This is a genomic window from Lentzea terrae (assembly GCF_003265345.1).
Lineage (GTDB): Bacteria > Actinomycetota > Actinomycetes > Mycobacteriales > Pseudonocardiaceae > Lentzea > Lentzea terrae.
This window is the reverse complement of record NZ_QFWW01000033.1, coordinates 1-20,062: the sequence shown is the minus strand read 5'-3', so window position 1 is coordinate 20,062 and position 20,062 is coordinate 1. Positions and strand designations below refer to the sequence as shown.

General features: G+C 70.4%; 16 protein-coding genes. 9 read left to right on the top strand and 7 right to left on the bottom strand.

Translation table 11 applies throughout. The features are described from left to right. Positions 1–12: 12 nt before the first annotated feature. Complete coding sequence (locus DI276_RS41130) at positions 13–1,482, top strand: NF041680 family putative transposase (protein WP_332874752.1); 1,470 nt, start codon at positions 13–15, stop codon at positions 1,480–1,482. A gap of 124 nt (positions 1,483–1,606) precedes the next feature. Further along, entirely contained in the window at positions 1,607–2,038 is a 432-nt protein-coding gene (locus tag DI276_RS41125; protein WP_198681230.1) for an HflX-like GTP-binding protein, read from the top strand. On the opposite strand, the gene DI276_RS41120 is transcribed toward DI276_RS41125, so the two are convergent. Next, positions 2,025–4,301, bottom strand: coding sequence for a GH92 family glycosyl hydrolase (locus tag DI276_RS41120; protein ID WP_232837271.1), 2,277 nt, complete (start codon positions 4,299–4,301; stop codon positions 2,025–2,027). The genes DI276_RS41125 and DI276_RS41120 overlap by 14 nt on opposite strands. A gap of 22 nt (positions 4,302–4,323) precedes the next feature. Beyond that, complete coding sequence (locus DI276_RS41115) at positions 4,324–4,917, bottom strand: hypothetical protein (RefSeq protein WP_112274133.1); 594 nt, start codon at positions 4,915–4,917, stop codon at positions 4,324–4,326. Positions 4,918–5,024: 107 nt separating this feature from the next. Between DI276_RS41115 and DI276_RS41110 the strand changes: the two genes are divergently transcribed. Continuing rightward, positions 5,025–6,479 carry a hypothetical protein gene (locus DI276_RS41110; RefSeq protein WP_157985297.1) on the top strand — a complete coding sequence of 485 codons (1,455 nt, stop codon included), beginning with the start codon at positions 5,025–5,027 and terminating at the stop codon, positions 6,477–6,479. Here the strand turns inward: DI276_RS41110 and DI276_RS41105 are convergent. From DI276_RS41105 to DI276_RS41095, 3 genes are all read right to left on the bottom strand, one after another. Further along, positions 6,469–7,218, bottom strand: a complete 750-nt coding sequence (locus DI276_RS41105; protein WP_232837270.1) for an endonuclease/exonuclease/phosphatase family protein — start codon at positions 7,216–7,218, stop codon at positions 6,469–6,471. The two genes, DI276_RS41110 and DI276_RS41105, sit on opposite strands and share 11 nt — an antisense overlap. A 105-nt stretch (positions 7,219–7,323) precedes the next feature. Next, positions 7,324–9,312, bottom strand: coding sequence for an elongation factor G (gene fusA / locus DI276_RS41100; RefSeq protein ID WP_112274127.1), 1,989 nt, complete (start codon positions 9,310–9,312; stop codon positions 7,324–7,326). 242 nt (positions 9,313–9,554) lie between these two features. After that, entirely contained in the window at positions 9,555–10,148 is a 594-nt protein-coding gene (locus tag DI276_RS41095; protein ID WP_157985296.1) for a hypothetical protein, read from the bottom strand. A 51-nt stretch (positions 10,149–10,199) separates the two neighbouring features. Between DI276_RS41095 and DI276_RS41090 the strand changes: the two genes are divergently transcribed. From DI276_RS41090 to DI276_RS41075, 4 genes are all read left to right on the top strand, one after another. Then, complete coding sequence (locus DI276_RS41090) at positions 10,200–10,787, top strand: SGNH/GDSL hydrolase family protein (RefSeq protein WP_112274122.1); 588 nt, start codon at positions 10,200–10,202, stop codon at positions 10,785–10,787. Positions 10,788–10,855: 68 nt separating this feature from the next. Continuing rightward, the gene (gene xylA, locus DI276_RS41085) at positions 10,856–12,007 is read left to right on the top strand and encodes a xylose isomerase (protein WP_112274120.1); all 1,152 of its coding nucleotides are present in this window, start codon (positions 10,856–10,858) and stop codon (positions 12,005–12,007) included. 1 nt (position 12,008) lies between these two features. Continuing rightward, positions 12,009–13,391 (top strand): xylulokinase, encoded by a 1,383-nt coding sequence (gene xylB / locus DI276_RS41080; protein ID WP_112274118.1) that lies wholly within the window; start codon positions 12,009–12,011, stop codon positions 13,389–13,391. 58 nt (positions 13,392–13,449) lie between these two features. Next, complete coding sequence (locus tag DI276_RS41075; protein WP_157985295.1) at positions 13,450–14,973, top strand: ROK family protein; 1,524 nt, start codon at positions 13,450–13,452, stop codon at positions 14,971–14,973. On the opposite strand, the gene DI276_RS41070 is transcribed toward DI276_RS41075, so the two are convergent. Continuing rightward, complete coding sequence (locus DI276_RS41070) at positions 14,930–15,247, bottom strand: DUF6223 family protein (protein WP_112274114.1); 318 nt, start codon at positions 15,245–15,247, stop codon at positions 14,930–14,932. The genes DI276_RS41075 and DI276_RS41070 overlap by 44 nt on opposite strands. Before the next feature lie 131 nt (positions 15,248–15,378). On the opposite strand from DI276_RS41070, the gene DI276_RS41065 reads away from it, so the two are divergent. Continuing rightward, positions 15,379–16,464, top strand: a complete 1,086-nt coding sequence (locus DI276_RS41065) for a sensor histidine kinase (RefSeq protein ID WP_112274112.1) — start codon at positions 15,379–15,381, stop codon at positions 16,462–16,464. Further along, positions 16,461–17,117, top strand: coding sequence for a response regulator (locus DI276_RS41060; RefSeq protein ID WP_112274110.1), 657 nt, complete (start codon positions 16,461–16,463; stop codon positions 17,115–17,117). Before DI276_RS41065 ends, DI276_RS41060 begins: the two co-directional genes overlap by 4 nt. Here the strand turns inward: DI276_RS41060 and DI276_RS41055 are convergent. Then, on the bottom strand, positions 17,081–20,062 hold a 2,982-nt coding region (locus DI276_RS41055; protein ID WP_157985294.1), incomplete at its 5' end, for a WD40 repeat domain-containing protein. The two genes, DI276_RS41060 and DI276_RS41055, sit on opposite strands and share 37 nt — an antisense overlap.

Below are 20,062 nucleotides of genomic sequence, written 5' to 3'. Positions count from 1 at the left end.
CCAGGGGCTTCAGTGATCAGTGTGCAGGATGCCGGTGAGACCGGTGTGGGCGGGGACCTGTCCTGGTTCCGGCGAGAGTTCTACCGGTGTCTGTCCCGGCGGGCGGACGCGTTGTACGAACTGTGCGACGCAGTGCTGTGCGCGGACGGGCCAGTACGGTCGATCGCGGAGTTGTCCTTGACCGGCGAGCACCGTCGCGGGCATGGCAGCGGCTATGCCGCGCTGGCACACGGCCGTGTCGAGATCGACCGGCTACGGACCGCGCTCACCGGTACACGGTTGCCTCGGGCAGCTGACGGCCGGTTGGTGCTGGCGGTGGACATCACCAGCTGGTTACGTCCCGAGGCCCACACCAGCGCGCAGCGGATCTTGTGCCATACCTACGGGCGAGGCAAGAACCAGCACATCATGGTGCCGGGCTGGCCCTACTCGGTGCTCGTCGCGCTGGAAGCGGGACGCGGCTCCTGGACCGCGCCGCTGGACGTGGTCCGGCTCAAGCCTGGTGACGACGCGGCCACCGTCACCGCCCGGCAGGTGCGCGAGGTGGTCCTGCGGCTCGTCACCGCAGGGCACTGGCGACCGGGAGACCCGGACATCCTGCTGGTCGCCGACGCCGGCTATGACGGGCCGCGCCTCGCGCATGTGCTGGCCGGTCTGCCGATCGCGGTGGTGGTGCGCATGAGTACCCGCAGGACCCTGCGCCGCCGGCCGCCGCCGCGCCCGCCCGGCACGACCGGGCGGCCCCGCCGCCACGGCGGCGACTTCGCCTTTGCCGACCCTGCGACCTGGGGCGAGCCCGACATCACCACCCGCACCCCGACCCGGCTCTACGGCACCGCGTATGTCCGGGCATGGGACCGGTTGCATCCCCGGCTGACCCACCGCACCGCCTGGGTGGACCACACCGGTGACCTGCCGATCATCGAGGGCACCGTGATCCGCCTTCAGATCGACCGGCTTCCATCAGGGGCGCAGCCGAAACCGGTGTGGCTCTGGCATTCCCGCACCGGCCTCGCCCCGGCCATGGTCGATGTGTGCTGGCAGGCGTTCCTGCGACGGTTCGACATCGAGCACACCTTCCGCATGCTCAAACAAACCCTCGGCTGGACCACACCGAAACTCCGCTCACCCGAGGCGGCCGACCGGTGGACCTGGCTGCTGATCGCCGCCTACACCCACCTGCGACTGGCCCGTCATCTCACCAGCGATCTGCGCCGCCGTTGGGAGAAACCCGCGGCGCACCCGCGCCAGCTCTCCCCGACACGAGTCCGCCGCGGGTTTCGGAACCTGCGCACGCACACCGCTTGTCCGGCCGATGCTCCGAAACCCTCCCGACCCGGACCCGGCCGCCCCGCAGGCCTGCCCAACAAACACCCAGCGCCACGCCACAACGTCTACATCGCCACCAGCGCAGACAGACGCAAACACAAGCACCACAACACAACCACGCCTAGCCACTCCCACACCGACCAGACACGTTAAAACTCAAGCTAGTGGTGTGGCCCGGAACGTTGCCGGGGGAATTCGCGATCAGACTGCCGCGGGCGCCCTGCTGAGCGTGAATTACCTCGCCAACGAGCCGGGCCGCGCCACTAGCCTGTGGTGCATGCATCAGCCCCGAAGACGCGACCGCCGCCCGGCTCGCCGGGCGCCACCCGAGCCGCCCCAGCGCGAGGCTCCGCTCGACCTCGTGGGGGCCGAGGTGGTGCTGGTGGGCTACTTCTCCAACAAGGAGAAGGAATTCGCCAAGATCATGGCGTCGGCAGCGCAACGACTGGCGACCCGCGGCCTGCACGTCGTCGAGCAGATCGTGCAGCGACGCGGTGTGTCACACGGCGGAGTCAAGAAGATGAGCATGCCGTTCTCCTCGCGGACGTTGCTGAGCTACGGAAAAGTCCGCGAGGTGGCCGAGGCCGCCGAGCAGGCCGGTGCCGCCGCAGTGGTTTTCGTCGCCACGTTGACCCCGCGCCAACGCCGCACGTTGACCGCGATGCTCGGCCGTCCTGCCGTGGGCCTTTCCGACGTCATTCAAACCTGAGGACTCCCCCGCGCTGCACGAACTGCTCCGGCAACCAGGGCCGCGGTTGCCGCAGGCCGTTCCACCGCACGCTCTCGACGTGGATGTTCGGGGCGTTCGGCGCGAAGATGGTGATGTTCTTCCCGGCGATCCGCGCCTTCGGGAACATCGGGCTGGACACGTGCAGCTCGGCGGTGCTCGGCGTCCTCGGGTACAGGCCCAGCGCGGCGAAGACGTACCAGGCGGACATCGTGCCGAGGTCGTCGTTGCCGGGCAGGCCGTTCGGGCCGGTGCGGTAGACGAGTTTCGCCATCGCCCGCACGGTTTCCTGGGTCTGCCGCGGGCGGCCGAGCTCGTTGTACAGCCACGGCGTGTGGATGCCCGGCTCGTTGGTCGGGTCGTACCTGAGCGGGTCGCCACCGGTCGCCCAAGAACCGTCCGCGCGGTGGAAGAACGCGTCGAGCCTGGCCGCGGCGACGTCCTTGCCGCCCATGGCTTCGGCGAGGCCTTGGACGTCGTGCGGGACCATCCACGTGTAGGTGGCGCTGCTGCCCTGCGCGAAGCCCTGGTCCGAGGCCGGGTTGAACGGCGTCACCCAGCTGCCGTCCGCTTTCCGCGCCTGCTGGTGGCCGGTCGCCGGGTTGAACGTGTTGCGCCACCAGCCCGCGCGCTTCCGCATCTCTTCGTCGGGGCGGCCCAGCTTGGCGGCGAGGTCCGCGAGCGCCTGGTCGGCGACGGCGTCTTCCAGCGTCTCGGCGGCACCGCCCCAGCAGTGACACGTGTCGTGCGGGGCGTAGCCGACGCGCAGGTACTCGGCGAGGTTCGGGCGCTGGCCCTCGCACTGGCCGGGACAACCCTTGTCGGACAGGCCGTCCGGGTGCGGGATGGTCGCCTGGCGCAGCAACGAGTCGTAAGCCGCGCGCACGTTGAAGTTGCGTGCGCCCATGGCGTACATGCCCGCGATCGCCGGCGCCGACGGGTCGCCGGTCATGACGTGCGTCGGTCCGTTGACGTGGACCCAGCGGTCCCAGACGCCGCCGTTCTGCTGCGCCAGGTTGAGCAGTGATTGGGCGTAGTCGCCGGCGACCCGCGGTTCGAGGAGCGCCAGGAGCTGGGTGTGGGCGCGGTACTGGTCCCAGCCGGAGAAGTTGCCGTACTGCACCCGCTGGCCGGGGGCGAGCCGGTGCACCGCGCGGTCGCTGCCGAGGTAGGTGCCGTCCACGTCGCTCGCCACGTTCGGCTGCAGGAACGCGTGGTAGAGCGCGGTGTGGAAGATCGTCCGCTCGTCTTCGGTGCCACCGTCGACCTCAACCGCCCTGAGCTGCTTCGCCCAGGCCTTCCTGGCCTCCTTCGCGATCTGCTCGACCGTCGCCCGGTTCGGGATCTCCGCCGCGAGGTTGCGCTTGGCGGCTTCCGCGCTGGTGTAGGAGATGCCGACACGGGTGGTCACCTTGCTGTCCGCAAAGGACACATAGCCGCCGGAACCCTTGCCGGCGCGCGCACTTCCGGTCAGGTAGCCCTCGCCGCCGGTCGCTTTCACCGTGTCCGGCCTGAGTTCGCTGTTGACCCAGGTGCCGAAGGCGGTGATCGGCCGGTCGAAGCTCGCCGTGAAGTACAGGCGGTAGTAGGACTTCTGGTTGTTCACACCGCCGTTCGCGCGCCTGCCGCAGAACGCGCCGGTGAGCACCGAGCCCGAGACCGTGTTGGTCGCCGGGTCGATGGTGATCTCGGCGTCTTCGCTGCCGTTGAGCGAGTTGGACACGCGGAACAGCAGCGATCCGTTCTCGGGAAAGGTGAACTCGCCGATGCCCGCGCGGGTGGTGACGCTCAGGTCCGCCGTGGCGCCGGACTTCAGGTCCACCCGGTAGCGGCCGGGTTCGGCGATCTCGTCGGCGTGCGCGAAGTCGCTGGCGTAGATCTGGTCCTTCGTGTCCGCGGTCGGCGAGCTCGTGATCGCGCCGACGTGCGGCATGATCGGCACGTCCCCCGCCGCGCCCGGATGACAGCCCGCGCCGTTGACGTGGGTCAGGCTGAAGCCGCGCACCCTCGTGGCGTCGTAGGCGTAACCGTTGGCAGCGCCCGTGTTCGTCTGGTCGCCGCGGGTCGACGTGGGACTCCAGGAGATCATCCCGAACGGCCGCACCGCACCCGGATAGGTGTTGCCGCCGCCCGCCGAGCCGATCAACGGGTCGACGTACCTGGTGTCGTCTCTCACCGCCGCACTCACGGGCGTCGCCAGCGCGGCGGTGAGGACCAGGACCAGGGCGACCGGGAGCGCTCTCACGACCCCGGACAGTAGCCGGTTCCTAGTAAACGCAGGGTGGCCGATAGCCGTCGATCTTGAGCCCCTGGAACTCCAGCTCGTTCGGCGTTTTCCCGACGAACACCAGGCCACGGGCGTCGTCCAGGGCGTCCGCGAGCGGATAGGCCGGCTTGCCCAGCTCCGGCAAAGTTGTCCAGTTGTCAGGGTGGAAGCTGAAGAACTTCCGGACGAGCTTGCCGTTGCTCGAAGGGATCTTGGTGACCCACTTGTCGCCGCCGCTCCAGTGCGACGCGGGCCGCAGCTGGACGTACAGGTCGTCGGTGGCGCGGTAGGTCATCCAGAAGCCGCGTGACTTGGAGAGGTCGGCCTGGGCCTCGAACTTGTTGCCCAGCCACACGACCATGACGTGCCAGTCGTTCGCCAGGAACTTGATCTTCGCCGTGTACTGGTGCCGGTTTTTCGGCACGAGGATGCTGCCGGTCGCGGGCTCGGTGGCACCTTCGCCGCTGGCGAGCCACTGCTGCAGCCGGTCGATGGACGGGGTGGCGCACTCACGGCCGTGCGTCGCCGTTGCCGTGCCCGCGGAACTCAGCGTGAGCAGCAGCGCGCACGCGACGATCGTCGAATTCAAGCGCATCTCGCGGACCGTAGCGGAGATTGGTTGAACCATTGCGCGTTCACAGTTGCCCGGTTTACCTGGACAGCGGATTGTGAGGGCGCCTCACCAGGCTCACAGTGAGCGTCGTGCTGCCTGCCAGATGGCTTGGATTCATCACCGCCGTAACGACTTTCGCCGCGCACGTGGCCGGTGTGCCGGCTGCTGCGTCACCAGGCTGCTCGATCGACGACCGCACCTTCGCGTCCGCGTCCGAGTTCCGCGTTCTCAACGCCACCGTCGCGGGGTTCGGTGTCCGCGCCACCGGCAGCCCTGCTCACAACCGCCTGATCTCCTGGCTGGAACGCCGCGTCGCCCACCTCCCCGGCATGTCCGTGCGCTCCGAACGCATCCCGATCCACCGCTGGCAACCAGGCCCAGGCCTGCTCCTGTCGAACGGCGTCGTCCCGGTGGCCAACGCCATCCCCTACTCCGCGCCAGGTCTGCGTTCCGGCGAACTGATCCACCTGCCCTCGGGCACCCCGATCACCGCCGCCAACTCCCGCGGCAAGGTGGTCCTCCGCGACTTCCCGGCCGTCGACCGCGGCTATTTCGCCGAACCGGTGCTGGACCGGGACATGATCGACGCGGGTGTCGCCGGTGCGGCCGGTGTCGTCGTCGCGTTCCCGTTCCCGCACAACCAGGTCCGCGGCTACTGGGACCCGCACACCGGCACCCACTACCGCGTCCCCGGCGTGTTCATCGGCTCCGACGCGGCCGCGAAGCTGCGGCCCGGCACGCGCACCACCATCGGCGTCCTGGCAGGCCGCGCGCCGACCGTGACGCGCTCGCTCATCGCCACCCTGCCCGGCCAGAGCGCCGAACGCATCGTGATCGACACCAACACCGACGGCGTGGGCTGGGTCCAGGAGAACGGCACCGTCGCCCTGCTCGCCCTGGCCGAGCACTTCGCGCGGCTGCCGGTGCGCTGCCGTCCCCGCACGCTCGAGTTCGTCTTCGCCACCAGCCACCTGCACCGCTCGGTGGAAGGCAGCGAGATCCGCGCACGTGCGCTCGACGCGGAGTACGACGGCGGCTCGGTCGCGTTCGCCTTCGTTCTCGAACACCTGGGCACGCGCGAGTTCCTGCCTCGTGAGGGTTCCCTGCAGCCAACCGGCGCGGCCGAGCTCTCCGGCTGGTTCGCGGGCAGTCCCGCGCTCGCCCAAGCGGCGTCGGCAGCGTTGACTGCGCGCGCCGTGGACCGCACCTTCGTGTTGCCCGGCAGCGATCCCCCGGTGCCGGGCCGCGCGCCGCCGCAGTGCTCGTTCGGTGGCATCGGCACGCACTTCCACTCGCACCTGGTGCCGACGATGGCGATGATCTCCGGGCCGTGGACGCTCTGGGCGCCCGCGTTCGGTGCCGAAGCCGTCGACCACGAACGCATGCGGCGCCAGACCCTCGCCGCAGGGGACGCGATCACGGCACTCGGACCGGTACCGCGCGAGCAGATCGCCGGGCCGTACCTCGACCTTCGCCGAGCGCGGGCGGGCGGTGCACCGACCTGTTCGCACGAGATGCCGCCGGAATGGGCACCTAGAAGGTGATCGACGCCTGCACCGGGAGGTGGTCGGACGGGTACTGCCCGCCGTGCCGGTAGGTGTTGATCGCCGCGGCCTCGACCGTCGCGCCGCGCGTGAGGATCCAGTCGATCCGCGGTCCGTCCGGCACGAGCGGGCCGTAGCCGTGGAACGTCCCGTACGCCGGCGTGGTGCGCGGGCCGACGAGCCACGTGTCGACCAGCTGAGCGCCGTTCGTGAGGATCTCGTAGGCCGGCGAGGCGGCCGCGGCGTTGAAGTCCCCGGTGACGACGATCGGCAACGTCAGGTCGTTGATCCGGTCGCGCACGAACTCGGCGCTGCGCAGCCGGGAGTTCTCCGACTCGTGGTCGAAGTGGGTGTTGACCGCGACGAACTGGGTGCCGGTCAGCCGGTCCGCGAACCGGATCCACGTGACCATGCGGATCACGTTGTTGCCCCAAGACCTGGAGCCCACGAGGGCCGGCGTCGCCGACAGCCAGTGGTGGTCGAACGCGAGCGGCTCCAGCCGGAGCGTGTCGAAGATGATCGCCACGAACTCGTCGTGGCTACCGCCCGCCCGGCCGAGCCCGACCCAGTCGTAGTGGTCCGGCAGGTCGTGCGCGATGTCCAGCAGCTGCGGGTAGAGGCCTTCCTGCGTGCCCAGGATCGTCGGCAGCTCGGTGAGCAGGAGTTTGGCCATCACCGGTCGCCGCGTGGCCCAGGAGTTCGGCTCGGCCGCGGAGGCGTAGCGCAGGTTGAACGACATTACGCTCAAGGTCGACACCGGTCCCAGCATGGCACAGGCCCGCTCCCCACAACGGGAAGCGGGCCTGCGTCCTACACCGGGCGCACGGGCCACGGCCTTGCGACCCTAGGCCGGCGCGTAGCCGGTCGGACGGGCCGTGAACGTGCCACGACCCTGCGTTCGGCTGCGCAACCGCGTCACGTAGCCGAACATCTCCACCAACGGCACCGAAGCCGTCACCACGGTCTCCCCGGTCCGGGCCTCGGACCCGAGAATCCGGCCGCGGCGAGCGCCCAGGTCACCGAGCACGCCACCGAGGTACTCGTCCGGCACGGTGACCGTGACCTCGGCGATCGGTTCGAGCAACGTCATCGCGCCCGCCTTCAGGGCCTCGCGCAGGCCCATCCGGCCGGCCGTGCGGAACGCCATCTCCGACGAGTCCTTGACGTGCGTGGACCCGTCGGTGAGCGTCACGCGCAGGCCGGTCACCGGGTGGCCGAGTGGTCCCTCGGCCAGCGCGTCGCGGCAGCCCTGTTCGACCGCGCGGACGAACTCCTGCGGCACGCGCCCGCCGGTGACCGTCGAGCGGAACTCGAAGCCGGTCTCCAGCGGCTCTGTGTCGAGCACGATGTGGGCGAACTGTCCCGCACCTCCGTCCTGCTTCACGTGCCGGTAGACGAATCCCTTGACACCGGCGGCGAGCGTTTCGCGGTAGGCCACCCGAGGCCGGCCCATCGTGATCTCGAGGCGATGGTGCGTGCGCGCCTTCTCCACCGCGACCTCGAGGTGCAGCTCGCCCAGTCCCGACAGCACCGTCTGGCCGGTCTCCGGGTCCGTCCTGACCTGCAGCGACGGGTCCTCGTCGACCAGGTGCGCCAGTGCGTCGGCCAGCCGTCCGTTGTCCGCGCTGCGGCGAGGTTCGACGGACACCGACACGACCGGATCAGCCGACACCGGCGGTTCCAGCTGCAGCGGAGCCCCTGGTGTGCAAAGGGTTGTCCCGGTGCGCGCCGACTTCAGGCCGACGAGAGCCACGATGTCGCCCGCGACGGCAGCGTCGACCGGCGTGTGCCGATCGGCCTGCACCCGCAGGATCCGGCCGATGCGCTCGGTCCGGCCGCCCACGAGCACCGTCTCTCCCTTGTGGAGGGTGCCGGAGTACACACGGACGTACGTCAACCGTCCGGTGGCGGTGGCGTTCACCTTGAACACCAACGCCGCGAACGGCGCGTCCGGATCCGCCTCCCGTTCCTCGCCGTCGACGCCCCGCACCGGCGGAACGTCCACAGGGGACGGCAGGTACGTGATCACCGCGTCCAGCAACGGTTCGATGCCCCGGTTCCGGTACGCCGAGCCGCACAGCACGACGGTTCCAGTGCCGCGGTGCGTCAGTTCCCGCAACGCTTTCCGGAGCGTCTCTTCCGTCATCGAGCCTTGGGCATAGAACTCCTCCAGTGCCTCGAGGTGCAGCTCCGCCACCGTCTCCTCCAGCAGGCGACGGCGCCGTTGTGCTGCTGCCAGCAGGGTTTCCGGCACAGGCCCTTCGGTCATGCCGTCGTTCCAGGTCAGCGCACGCATGCGGACCAGGTCGACGACACCGACGAACCCGTCCTCGGCCCCGATCGGCAGCTGCACGACGAGCGGAACGGTGTGCAGGCGGGTTCTGATGCTCTGCACGGCGCGGTCGAGGTCCGCGCCCGCCCGGTCGAGCTTGTTGACGAACGCGATCCGCGGCACACCGTGCCGATCCGCCTGCCGCCACACGGATTCGCTCTGCGGCTCGACGCCGGCGACGCCGTCGAACACCGCAACGGCCCCGTCCAGCACGCGCAGGGACCGTTCGACCTCGTCGGAGAAGTCGACGTGCCCTGGCGTGTCGATGAGGTTGACGCGATGGCCGTCCCACGTGCAGGTGACGGCCGCGGCGAAGATCGTGATGCCGCGGTCGCGCTCCTGCGGGTCGAAGTCCGTGACGGTCGTGCCGTCGTGCACCTCGCCGCGCTTGTAGGTGGTGCCGGTGGCGAACAGAACGCGTTCGGTGAGAGTGGTCTTGCCCGCGTCGACGTGAGCGAGGATGCCGAGGTTGCGGACAGCGTTCAACGTGGTCGTGCGCATGGCTCAGTGCCTTTTCAGGTGCGAAAGGGACTACGAGGTCAGCGCGATGAACTGACGAACGACGGGTTCGTCAGACACTCCGGTGCCCGGCGCGCAGCGGGCAGCCGGGGTGCGAGGACACGAGGATCACGTCGAAACGGGACGAAGGAACGACGGCGGCGATGCGCACGGCCGGTCTCCCTTCGTCACTCGGTGATGTTGATCGTGGAGTGTAGACACACGAACGCTCGCACGACAGCGGTTTATCGACTCAGCAGCTTCTGAATCTTGTCCGCAACAGTTCTAACAACTGGCCACAGCTCGTTGTTCCCCAGGAGTTCCCGCAGCTCGCGGACCGCGTCGACCTCCTGCTGATCGCGGAAGACTTCGCCGGGCTCGAACGAGAGCTTCGGGTTCATGACGTCCTGGACGGCCCAATGCCGGAGCACGTGTCCTGGCAGCAGGTCTGCGAGCCGGTAGTAGAAGTCGACCCGCTTCAGCGGCCGGCGCACTCCCGCGTGCACGGCCGCTTCGAGCGCCCACCACTCGACGACCTTCTCCGCTTCCTCCCGGGACTCCCACTGCCGGAGCTCCCTGTGCTTCAAGTGCTTGGTGAGCTGGCGGTGCACGGCCGGCTGGTAGACCCCGCGCACCCGGAAGTTCGTCAGGTGCACCCGAGGCACGACCATCTGCGACACCGGCCCAGGGCTGCCTCGGTGCCGGCCGACGACCACCACGTCCTGCCCGCCGTCACCCCACTGCGGCGGCAGCACCCACACCTTCGTGCCGGGCGAGAAGTGCTTCAACCCGTCCGCGGCCACGTTCGCGACCACGCACCACCCCAGCAGTTCGTCCACCGTCACAGTCTGACCAGGAACACCACCGCGACGCTCGCCGTTTTCACTGACATGCGGCTGCGTTTGCTCGGCGACTCCATCGCCGCGGGTGTCGGCAGCACGCGGCGCGAGGACACTCTCGGCCCGTTGCTCGCCGCGCGGCTCCATACTGCGGGGCACGACGTCGACCTGAGGGTGCACGCGTTCGCGGGTGCCCGCTCGGCCGACCTGCGTGCCCAGGTGCGGGCCGCGATCGCGAGCGGTGTGGACCTCGCCGTGGTGGTGATCGGTGCGAACGACCTGACGAGGTTCGTCCCCGCGCAGGTCGGTGCCGAGCAACTGCACGACGCTGTCGTGAAACTGCGTCAGGCAGGCGCCGGCGTTGTCGTCGCCACCGCGCCCGACCTGAGCGTCGTCGCACACGTGCCGCCCGCGTTACGTGACGTCGTGTCCGCCGTGAGCCGCGACTACGCCCAGGTGCAGCAGCAGGCCGTCATCCGCGCGGGTGGCGTGGTCGCCCACGTCGAGCGGGCTGTCACGGCTCGGTTCGCCGCAGACCCCTCGCTCTTCGCCGCGGACCGCTTCCACCCGTCCGGCGCCGGCTACCGCGTGATCGCCGAAGCGCTCGCACCCGCCGTCGAGTCGCTGCTCGCCGCCTGACCGATTGCGATCACGGCCCGCGCGTCGTACTGTCCGCACTAAGTTCAAGCATTGAACGAATGAGGTGGATGATGAGCACGCCCACTCCGGCGGACAAGTTCTCCTTCGGTCTCTGGACCGTGGGCTGGCCGGGTCGCGACCCGTTCGGCGACGCGACGCGGCCCGACCTGGATGTCGTCGAGGCGGTGCACCGGCTGGCCGAACTGGGCGCGTACGGGCTGTCGTTCCACGACGACGACCTGTTCGGGTTCGCCGCCACCGAGCGCGAGAAGCAGATCGGCCGCCTGCAGGGCGCGCTGCAGGAGACCGGGCTCGTGATCCCGATGGTCACGACGAACCTGTTCAGCCACCCCGTGTTCAAGGACGGCGGCCTCACCAGCAACGACCGCGGCGTGCGACGGTTCGCGCTGCGGAAGGTGCTGCGCAACATCGAGCTGGCGGCCGAGCTCGGCGCGAAGGTCTACGTGCTGTGGGGCGGGCGTGAGGGCTCCGAGTACGACACGGCCAAGGACGTGCGGGCGGCCCTCGACCGGTACCGGGAGGCCATGAACCTGCTGACCCAGTTCGTCACGGATCGCGGCTACGACATCCGGTTCGCGCTCGAGCCGAAGCCGAACGAGCCGCGCGGCGACATCCTGCTGCCGACGATCGGGCACGCGCTGGGGTTCATCTCGACGCTCGACCAGCCGGACCTCGTCGGGCTCAACCCCGAGGTCGGGCACGAGCAGATGGCCGGACTCAACTTCGTCCACGGCATCGCGCAGGCGCTGTGGCAGGGCAAGCTCTTCCACATCGACCTCAACGGGCAGCGCGGCATCAAGTACGACCAGGACCTGGTCTTCGGGCACGGCGACCTGATGAACGCCTTCGCGCTGGTCGACCTGCTGGAAAGCGCCGGTTACGACGGTCCGCGGCACTTCGACTACAAGCCGTCGCGCACCGAGGACATCACGGGCGTGTGGGACTCGGCGCGCGCGAACATGGCGACGTACCTGTTGCTGCGTGACCGTGCCCGTGCGTTCCGGGCCGACCCCGAGGTGCAGGAGGCGCTGGCCGTCGCCGGTGTCGCCGAGCTCGGCAAGCCGACGCTGAACGCCGGCGAGTCCTACGAGGACCTCATGAAGGACGACAGCTTCGACCCCGACAAGGCCGGTGAGCGCGGCTACGGTTTCGTGCGGCTCAACCAGCTGGCGCTCGAGCACCTCGCCGGGGCGCGCTGACATGACGCTCGTCGCGGGCGTCGACTCCTCGACGCAGTCGTGCAAGGTCGTGGTGCGCGAGGCGGAGACCGGCGAGCTCGTCCGGGAGGGCCGCGCGGCCCACCCGGACGGCACGTCGGTCGATCCGCGGCACTGGTGGACGGCGCTGCAGACGGCCGTCGACCAGGCCGGTGGACTCGACGACGTCGCGGCGTTGAGCGTCGCCGGCCAGCAGCACGGCATGGTGTGCCTCGACGAGGACGGCAACGTCGTGCGCGACGCGTTGCTGTGGAACGACACCAGGTCCGCCGCAGCCGCAGCCTCGCTGACCGCCGAGTTGGGCGCGGTGGAGTGGGCCACGCGGATCGGCCTGGTGCCGGTCGCGTCGTTCACGATCACCAAGCTGCGCTGGCTCGCCCAGCACGAACCGGCCAACGCCAAGCGCACCGCCGCCGTCTGCCTGCCGCACGACTGGCTGACGTGGCGGCTGCGCGGTACCGGCGACCTGGCCGACCTGGTCACCGACCGGTCGGACGCCTCGGGCACCGGCTACTTCGACTCGACGGCGAACTCCTACGTCCCGGACCTGCTCTCGCTCGCGCTGGGCCGCTCCGACGTCGTGCTCCCCCGCGTGCTCGGCCCGGCCGAGTTCGTCGAGGGACCTGTGCGGCTCGGGGCGGGCGCGGGCGACAACGCGGCGGCCATCCTCGGTGTCGGGGCGGGCTCGGAAGTCCTCGTGTCGCTGGGCACGTCCGGCGTCGTCACCGCGGTGAGCGAGGTGCGGGCAGCCGACCCGTCCGGCATCGTGGCCGGTTTCGCCGACGCCACGGGCCGCTACCTGCCACTCGCCTGCACCCTCAACGCCGCCCGCGTGCTGGACGCGACCGCCCGCATGCTGGGCGTCGATCTAGACACGCTCAGCTCGCTCGCGCTGTCGGCCAAGCCCGGCGCGGAAGGCGTCGTGCTGGTGCCGTACCTGGAAGGCGAACGCACACCCAACCTCCCAGACGCCACCGGCGCACTGCATGGCCTGACCCTCACCAACGCCACGCCCGCGAACATCGCGCGTGCGGCAGTGGAAGGCATGTTGTGCGGACTGGCCGTGGGCCTCGACGCGCTCGCCTCGCAGGGTGCGGACGTCACGGGCGTGCGGCTCGTGGGCGGGGCCGCGGTCTCGCCGGCGGTGCGCGAAATCGCGCCGACGGTGTTCGGGGTGCCGGTCTCGGTGCCCGCGCCAGGCGAGTACGTGGCAGATGGTGCGGCACGGCAGGCCGCGTGGACGCTCACCGGTGGAGCTACGCCACCGGAGTGGACGGGGTCGGAGAGCAAGCGGTACGAGGCGGACGCGGTGCCGGAGGTCCGGGCGCGGTACGGCGAGGCGGCCCAGAAGTACCTGGACCGATGACCGCCCACGCCACGATCGCGTCCGGCGTGCGTGGCCGGCTCACCCCTGCTCGGCAGGAGTGCCCGGTCACGCCCGGACGCCACCCTCGGCAGGCGGGCGCCGCGACTGCGGCGTCCGCTGCCCCACCCCGGACGCTTTCGACCCCGGCGTCCAGTGCCCCACCTCGGCGTCCCTCAACCCCGACGTCCAGTGCCTCGCCCCGGCTCCGCTCGACCCCGGCGCCCGCTGCCCCACCTCGGCGCACCTCGACCACGGCGTCCACCGCCCCTTCTCGGCTCCGCTCAACCCCGGCGCCCACCGCCGCTCCCCTGCGCACCTCGACCACGGCGCCCACCGCCCCTTCTCGGCTCCCCTCGACCCCGGCGCCCGCCGCCCCACCCAGGCGCACCTCAACCCCAGCGCCCACCGCCCCTCCTCGGCTCCCCTCGGCCGCGCAGCGATACTTGGCCCGATGACCACCGTCGACCACCTGCGCCAGGTCCGCCTCGGCAACCTGCGGACGGTCCTGCTCGCCCTCGTCGACCGCCCCGGCTCGCGGGCCGACCTGGCCGCCCGCACCGGCCTCACCAAGGCGACGCTCTCCAACCTCGCCGAACCGTTGCTGGCGAACGGGATCCTCGTCGAGGACGCCGCCACGCTCGCCGGCATGGGCAGGCCGTCCAAGCCGTTGCGCTTCCACCCGGACGGCCCCGTAGCGGTCGGCGCGGAGATCAACGTCAGCCACCTCGCCGTCGAGTCCCTCGGCCTCGACGGCGAGACCATCCACCGGCGCCTCGTGCCCACCGACATCCGCACGAGCAGCCCGAACAAGATCCTCGACCAGATCGCCGACCTGATCCGCGAGATCACCACACAACGCCCGATGCTCGGCGTCGGGCTCGCCGTGCCGGGCGTCGTGCAGGACGGCGTGCTCGTGCGGGCTCCCAACCTGCCGAAACTCGTGGGCGTTCCGCTGGCCGAGAACCTGAGCAAGCGGCTGAACCTCGACGTCGAGCTGGAGAACGAGGCCAACCTCGCCGCCCTCGCCCACCTCTGGCCCCGGCACCTCGCGGGCGAGGACTTCGTGCACGTGTCGGCCGACGTCGGCATCGGCGCGGGCGTCGTGCTCAACGGCGAGGTCTACCGCGGCACGGGTGGGTTCGCCGGCGAGCTCGGGCACGTCGTGATCGAGCGCAACGGCGTCCCGTGCACGTGCGGCAGCCGGGGTTGCGTGGAGCGGTACGCGGGCCTCGACGTCATCCTCAAGGAGGCCGGGCGGCGAAGGCTCGACTCCCTCGCGAAGGCGCTCGAGAAAGGCGATCCCAAGGCGGTCGACGCGGTCGAGGCCGCCGGCGCCGCGCTCGGGGTGGGCCTCGCCACGCTGATGAACCTCTTCGACGTGCCGACGGTCGTGCTCGGCGGCAGCTATGCCGTGCTGCACGCGCATCTCAAGGCCGCCGTCCAGTCCGAAATGGACATCAGGGTGCTCGCAGGTGAACGGCGGCTGGTCGCCTCACCGCTCGGCGAGTTCGCCGTCGTGCGCGGTGCGGCCGGGCTCATCACTCGACGCGCGGTGTTGCAGCCCGAGCGCCTTTTCGCATAGCCAGCGCACCCACCAAAACCCCGATCAGGCCGAGCACCAGCGAGATGTACCCGCCGACGATGCCGTAGCCGGTGCCGGGGCCGCCCTTGGCCATCGCCACGACCAAGACGCCGACCAACGCCCCGACCACACCCAAAGCCAACGCCACCACACCACGGCGCCGTGCGAACACCCCAACACCGATCCCGGCCAACCCCAGCGCCGCACCCACCAGCGACCAGGTGCGCCCTGCGGTCAACCCGTACACATCTGCGGCAATCGCGGAAAGAGACATGGCAGCAGCATGTCCACCCCATCGCGCCGAGTCGTCGTGCGAGCGCAGACATCACCTACTGCGGGCGCAGTAGGGAAGAAGTCCTCCCAGCGCACGATCTACCAGCGCCAACACGGGTCTAAGGTGCACGAATGAACAAGCGCTGGCTGGACTGGGCGATCGCCGCCGGGGTGGCGGCGAGCCTGGTCGTGGCCGGGCATCCGACCACCGCACCCGGCTACGCACTGCTGGCGGCGAGCGGGCTGGCGCTCATCGCGCGACGGCAGGCGCCGATCGCCGTGCTGGCCGCGACCGGGCTCACGGCGCTCGGTTACCAGGCGCTCGGCATCGACGTGCCGGTGATCGCGTTCCTGTTCGCGGTGTACTCGACGATGCGGGCGGGCCATCGCGTCGTCACGGTCGTCGGGTCCGTGCTGGTCGTGGCCGCGCTGCCCCTCGCGGCACTGGTCTCGCCAGGTGAGCTGACGGCGTCCGAGGCGTTCGCGCAGAGCAGGGACGTCCTCCAGATCGCCTGGCTGATCGCCGCCGCGGCCGCCGGTGAGGCGCTGCGCCAGGCCGAACGCCGCGCCGACGAGGCCGAGCGCACCCGCGAGGAGACCGCCCTCAGGCGCGCCAACGAGGAACGCCTGCACATCGCGCGCGAGCTGCACGACTCGCTCACCCATCAGATCTCGGTGATCAAGATCCAGGCCGAGGTCGCCGTCCACCTGGCGCAGAAGCGCGGCGAGGACGTGCCCGAGCCGCTGCTGGCGATCCGTGACGCCGGACGAGAAGCCGCAAGAGAGCTGCGCGCGACTCTCGAAGCGCTGCGAGACGACGACAAGAACCCTCCACACGGCCTCGACGACGTCGCCGACCTGGTCCAACGAGCACGCTCCACCGGCCTGGACGCGCAACTGACCATCGAAGGCGAACGCAACGACGTGCCCGCAGCAGTTGGGCGAACGGCCTACCGGATCGTGCAGGAGTCGCTGACGAACATCGCCAGGCACGCCAAAGCCGCCACCGCGAAGATCCGCATCGACTACCGGCCGGACGCGCTCGTCATCCGAGTCGACGACGACGGCACCGCAAAACCCGACACAAAACCAAATCCTGGAGTCGGCCTGCTCGGCATGCGCGAACGCGTCACCGCACTCGGCGGCACGCTCGCCGCCGCACCGCGCACCGAAGGCGGCTTCACCGTCCAGGCCGAGCTACCGGTGGCACAGCCGTGATCCGTGTCCTGCTCGTCGACGACCAACCGCTCATCCGCAGCGGCTTCCGCGCGTTGCTCGACGCCGAGGACGACATCAAGGTCGTGGCCGAAGCCGCGGACGGCTCGCAGGGCCTGGAACTCGCCCGGCAGCACCTGCCCGACATCGCGCTGGTCGACATCCAGATGCCCGTCCTGGACGGCATCGAGGCCACCCGCCGCATCGCGGAAGACCCATCTCTCGCGAACACGCACGTCGTGATCCTGACCAACTACGGCCTCGACGAGTACGTGTTCAACGCGCTCAAGGCCGGCGCGGCGGGGTTTCTGGTCAAGGACATCCAGCCGGAGGACTTCCTGCACGCCGTCCGGGTGGCGGCACGCGGCGACGCACTGCTGGCCCCGTCCATCACCCGCAAGCTGATCGACCGCTACGTCAGCCGCCCGCCGCACCCGAACGGCGACCTGCCCCAGCTCACCAACCGCGAACGCGAGGCCGTGGTCCTGGTCGCCCAGGGCCTGTCGAACGACGAGATCGCCGCCCACATGGTGATCAGCCCGCTCACGGCGAAGACCCACGTCAACCGGGCCATGATGAAGCTGCACGCCCGCGACCGCGCCCAACTGGTCGTGTTCGCCTACGAGACCGGCCTGGTCGTCCCGCACAGCTCCTGATCGCCGCGCAGGTAGGTGGCTCGTTCCACCGGTGTCAGGTCGCGCCCGGTCTCGGCGCAGATCCGCCGCAGAGCGTCCGAAGTGGACAGCGACCACCGGATGATCCGCGCGTCGTTCGCGCCCGAGACCAGCTCGCCGTCGCCGGTGAACGCGACCGCCTGCACCGGGCCGGTGTGCCCGGTGAGCGTCGACCCGCTTCGACTGCCGAGATCCCACAAGATGACCGCGTGGTCCTCACCACCGGACGCCAGCGACTTGCCGTCGGGACTGAACGCGAGCGTCACGACCGGCGCGGAGTGGCCGGTCAGCGTCATCAGCTCGGCACCGGACGCGACGTCCCACACCTTGATCGTCCGGTTCGCGCCGGCGGTGGCGAACCGCTTCCCGTCCTGGCTGATCGCCACGTCGCGGACGTCGCCCTGGCCGGTGCTGACGCGTCGTTCCAGCTTGTCGGCGGCGACGTCCCAGAGCATCGCGCCGCCCGCGGGATCGGTGGAGATCAGCAGCCGGCCGTCCGGGGTGAACTCGACGGCGCTGGCGATGTACGGGCCGCCCGAGAAGGCGCCCTGCTTCAGCTCCGGCAGGCTCCAGCGGAACCGGCCGAGCGACGCCGTGACGATCCCGCGCCCGTCCGGCTGGAACGCGATGTCGGTCGAGGCGCCGAGGCCGCTGTAGGAGAACTCCTTGAGGCGTTCCCGCTTGGCGACGTCCCAGATCGTGATGGTGTGGTTGCGGGTCACGGCGGCGATCTTCGTGCCGTCCGGGCTGAACCGCGCGGACTCCACCCGGTCCGGATGACCGTCCAAAGTGGCCAGTTCAGTGCCGTCGGACCGCCACAGCCGCACCGTGCCGTCGTCGCCGGCGGACGCGACCAGGCCGTCGTGCACGTCGAGGTCGTTGATGCCGTCGGCGTGCCCGGTGAACGGCGGCACCGCGTCCTCGCGCACCGCCACCATCCTGCCGAAACCGCCGGACACCAGCAGTTTTCCGGCTCGTCCGAGCGCCAGCGCCCTGGACTCGGTGCGGCCGCGGTCGCGATAGGTGGTGATCGGGCGGCGGGTGCGGACGTCCCAGATCGTGATCAGGCCGTCTTCGTCCGACACGGCCATGCGGTCACCGACCGGCGCCGAGGCCTCCCACGCGTACGGGCCCTGCTTCGGCAGCTCCGCCTTCAGGTCGCCGCCCACGTCCCAGAACTTCACGCCGTTGCGCAGGGTGGCCGTGACGACCGTCCGCGGGCCGTGGAAGTAGACGTTGTTGACCTCCAGCGACCCGATCTCCCCGACCTTCGCACCCGTCGCGACGTCCCAGACCACCGGGTGGTCCTTGCCGTTCGCGGTGGCCAGCAGTGAGCCGTCCTCGTTGAACGCCAGCGAGTTCACTTCGTGCGCGTGGCCTTGGAAGATTCGTTTGGTCCTGGTCGCGACGTCCCACAGTTCGACGCCGCCGTCCGCCACACCGACCGCGAACGACGTTCCTCGCGGGTGGAAGGCGAGTCCGGTGGTGAGCACGTCAAAACGCTGGGAGAACACCGGCTTGCCGGTCGTGCGGTCCCAGACCACGACGTCGCCGGTGCTGCCGGCCAGCGTCGGTTTGGTGGCGTTGGAGGCGATGAACCGGTCGTCCGCGCTGAACTCGACCTGCCGGGCGTACCCGCGCTCGGTCAGTCCATTGTGGTCGGACAGTACCAGTTGCCGGTCGCGGGATCTGATGTCCCACAACGTGACCAGGCCGTCCCGGTCCGCGGTCGCGATCACGTCGCCCTGATGCGACACGTTCACGTCCAGCACGGGCGGACCGTCGGCGTTGAGCTCGACGCGTCGGCGAGGTGCGGACGCGGCGCTGAGCAGCGCGCCTCTGGTGTCGTCGTCGGCGTGCAGCCGGAACGCGGCCACGGCGAGCAGCCCGGCCAGGTCGGGAGCGGTGTCGACGAGGCCGCGGGCGTTGAGCGCGAGCTGGTGCGCCTGGTCGACCCGTTGCCGCAACCGGGCTTCGCTCGACTGCCACCACGCCACACCGCCACCGCCGGCGGCCAGCAGGAGCAGCACGCCCATGATCGAGACGAGCCTGGTGAGCAGCCGGTTGCGCCGCCGCACGCCGACCTGCTCGGCTGCCTCGCTGCGCAGGCTCGCGTCGAGGAAATCGTCTTCGGCCGCGTTCAGCTCGCCGGGGTGGTCCTGCGCCCACGCCGATGCGGTGACCAGCTGGGCACCGCGGTAGAGCGCGCCTTCGTCGTGATCCAGCTCGGTCCACGTGTGGGCGGCGGCGGTCAGCCTGCGGTGGACCAGCAGCGTCGAACGGTCGTCCGACAGCCAGCGCTGCAGCCGCGGCCACGCGCGGATCAGGGCTTCGTGAGCGATCTCAACGCTGTCTTCGCCGACGACGACCAGCCGGTCGGCGACCAGCCTGGACAGGACCTTGTCGATGGTCGTCGGCCCCGCGATGCCGTCGAGTTCGGTCCGGCGGATCGGCCGGCGGGTGTCCTCGGTGCCGTCACCGAACGCCGTGAGCCGCACCAGGATTCGGCGCATGGCCTGCTGCTCGGCGGCGTTCAGCTCGTCGTAGGCGCGTTCGGCGGTCTGGGCGATCGCGCCCCGCACGCCGCCTCCTGCCCGGTACGCGCCGAGGGTGAGCTCGGATTGTGAGCGTTGCCAGGTCTCGACCAGCGCGTGCGACAGCAACGGCAGCGCGCCTGGTTCGGCGTCCACGTCGGCGAGGACGGTTGCCAGCAGATCGGCGGCGACGGAGAGGCCGCTCATCGCGGCGGGCTTGAGCACGATGTCGCGCAGGTCGGCGGTCTCCGGTGGCCCGACCAGCACCGTCGCCTCGTCCGCGAGCGCCTTCACCAGGCTCGGGTGCTGGGTGACGTGGGCGAGGAAGTCCGCCCGGATGCCGAGCACGACCCGTGTACGTCGATGCGGTCCCTGGGCCGCGTCGAGCAGCAC

Bases quoted from the DNA above. Each gene is read 5' to 3' on its own strand.
- fusA (WP_112274127.1), bottom strand. From the start codon at position 9,312: ATGCGCACGACCACGTTGAACGCTGTCCGCAACCTCGGCATCCTCGCT.
- DI276_RS41065 (WP_112274112.1), top strand. From the start codon at position 15,379: ATGAACAAGCGCTGGCTGGACTGGGCGATCGCCGCCGGGGTGGCGGCG.
- DI276_RS41115 (WP_112274133.1), bottom strand. From the start codon at position 4,917: ATGCGCTTGAATTCGACGATCGTCGCGTGCGCGCTGCTGCTCACGCTG.
- DI276_RS41105 (WP_232837270.1), bottom strand. From the start codon at position 7,218: ATGTCGTTCAACCTGCGCTACGCCTCCGCGGCCGAGCCGAACTCCTGG.
- DI276_RS41125 (WP_198681230.1), top strand. From the start codon at position 1,607: ATGCATCAGCCCCGAAGACGCGACCGCCGCCCGGCTCGCCGGGCGCCA.
- DI276_RS41070 (WP_112274114.1), bottom strand. From the start codon at position 15,247: ATGTCTCTTTCCGCGATTGCCGCAGATGTGTACGGGTTGACCGCAGGG.
- DI276_RS41090 (WP_112274122.1), top strand. From the start codon at position 10,200: ATGCGGCTGCGTTTGCTCGGCGACTCCATCGCCGCGGGTGTCGGCAGC.
- xylA (WP_112274120.1), top strand. From the start codon at position 10,856: ATGATGAGCACGCCCACTCCGGCGGACAAGTTCTCCTTCGGTCTCTGG.
- xylB (WP_112274118.1), top strand. From the start codon at position 12,009: ATGACGCTCGTCGCGGGCGTCGACTCCTCGACGCAGTCGTGCAAGGTC.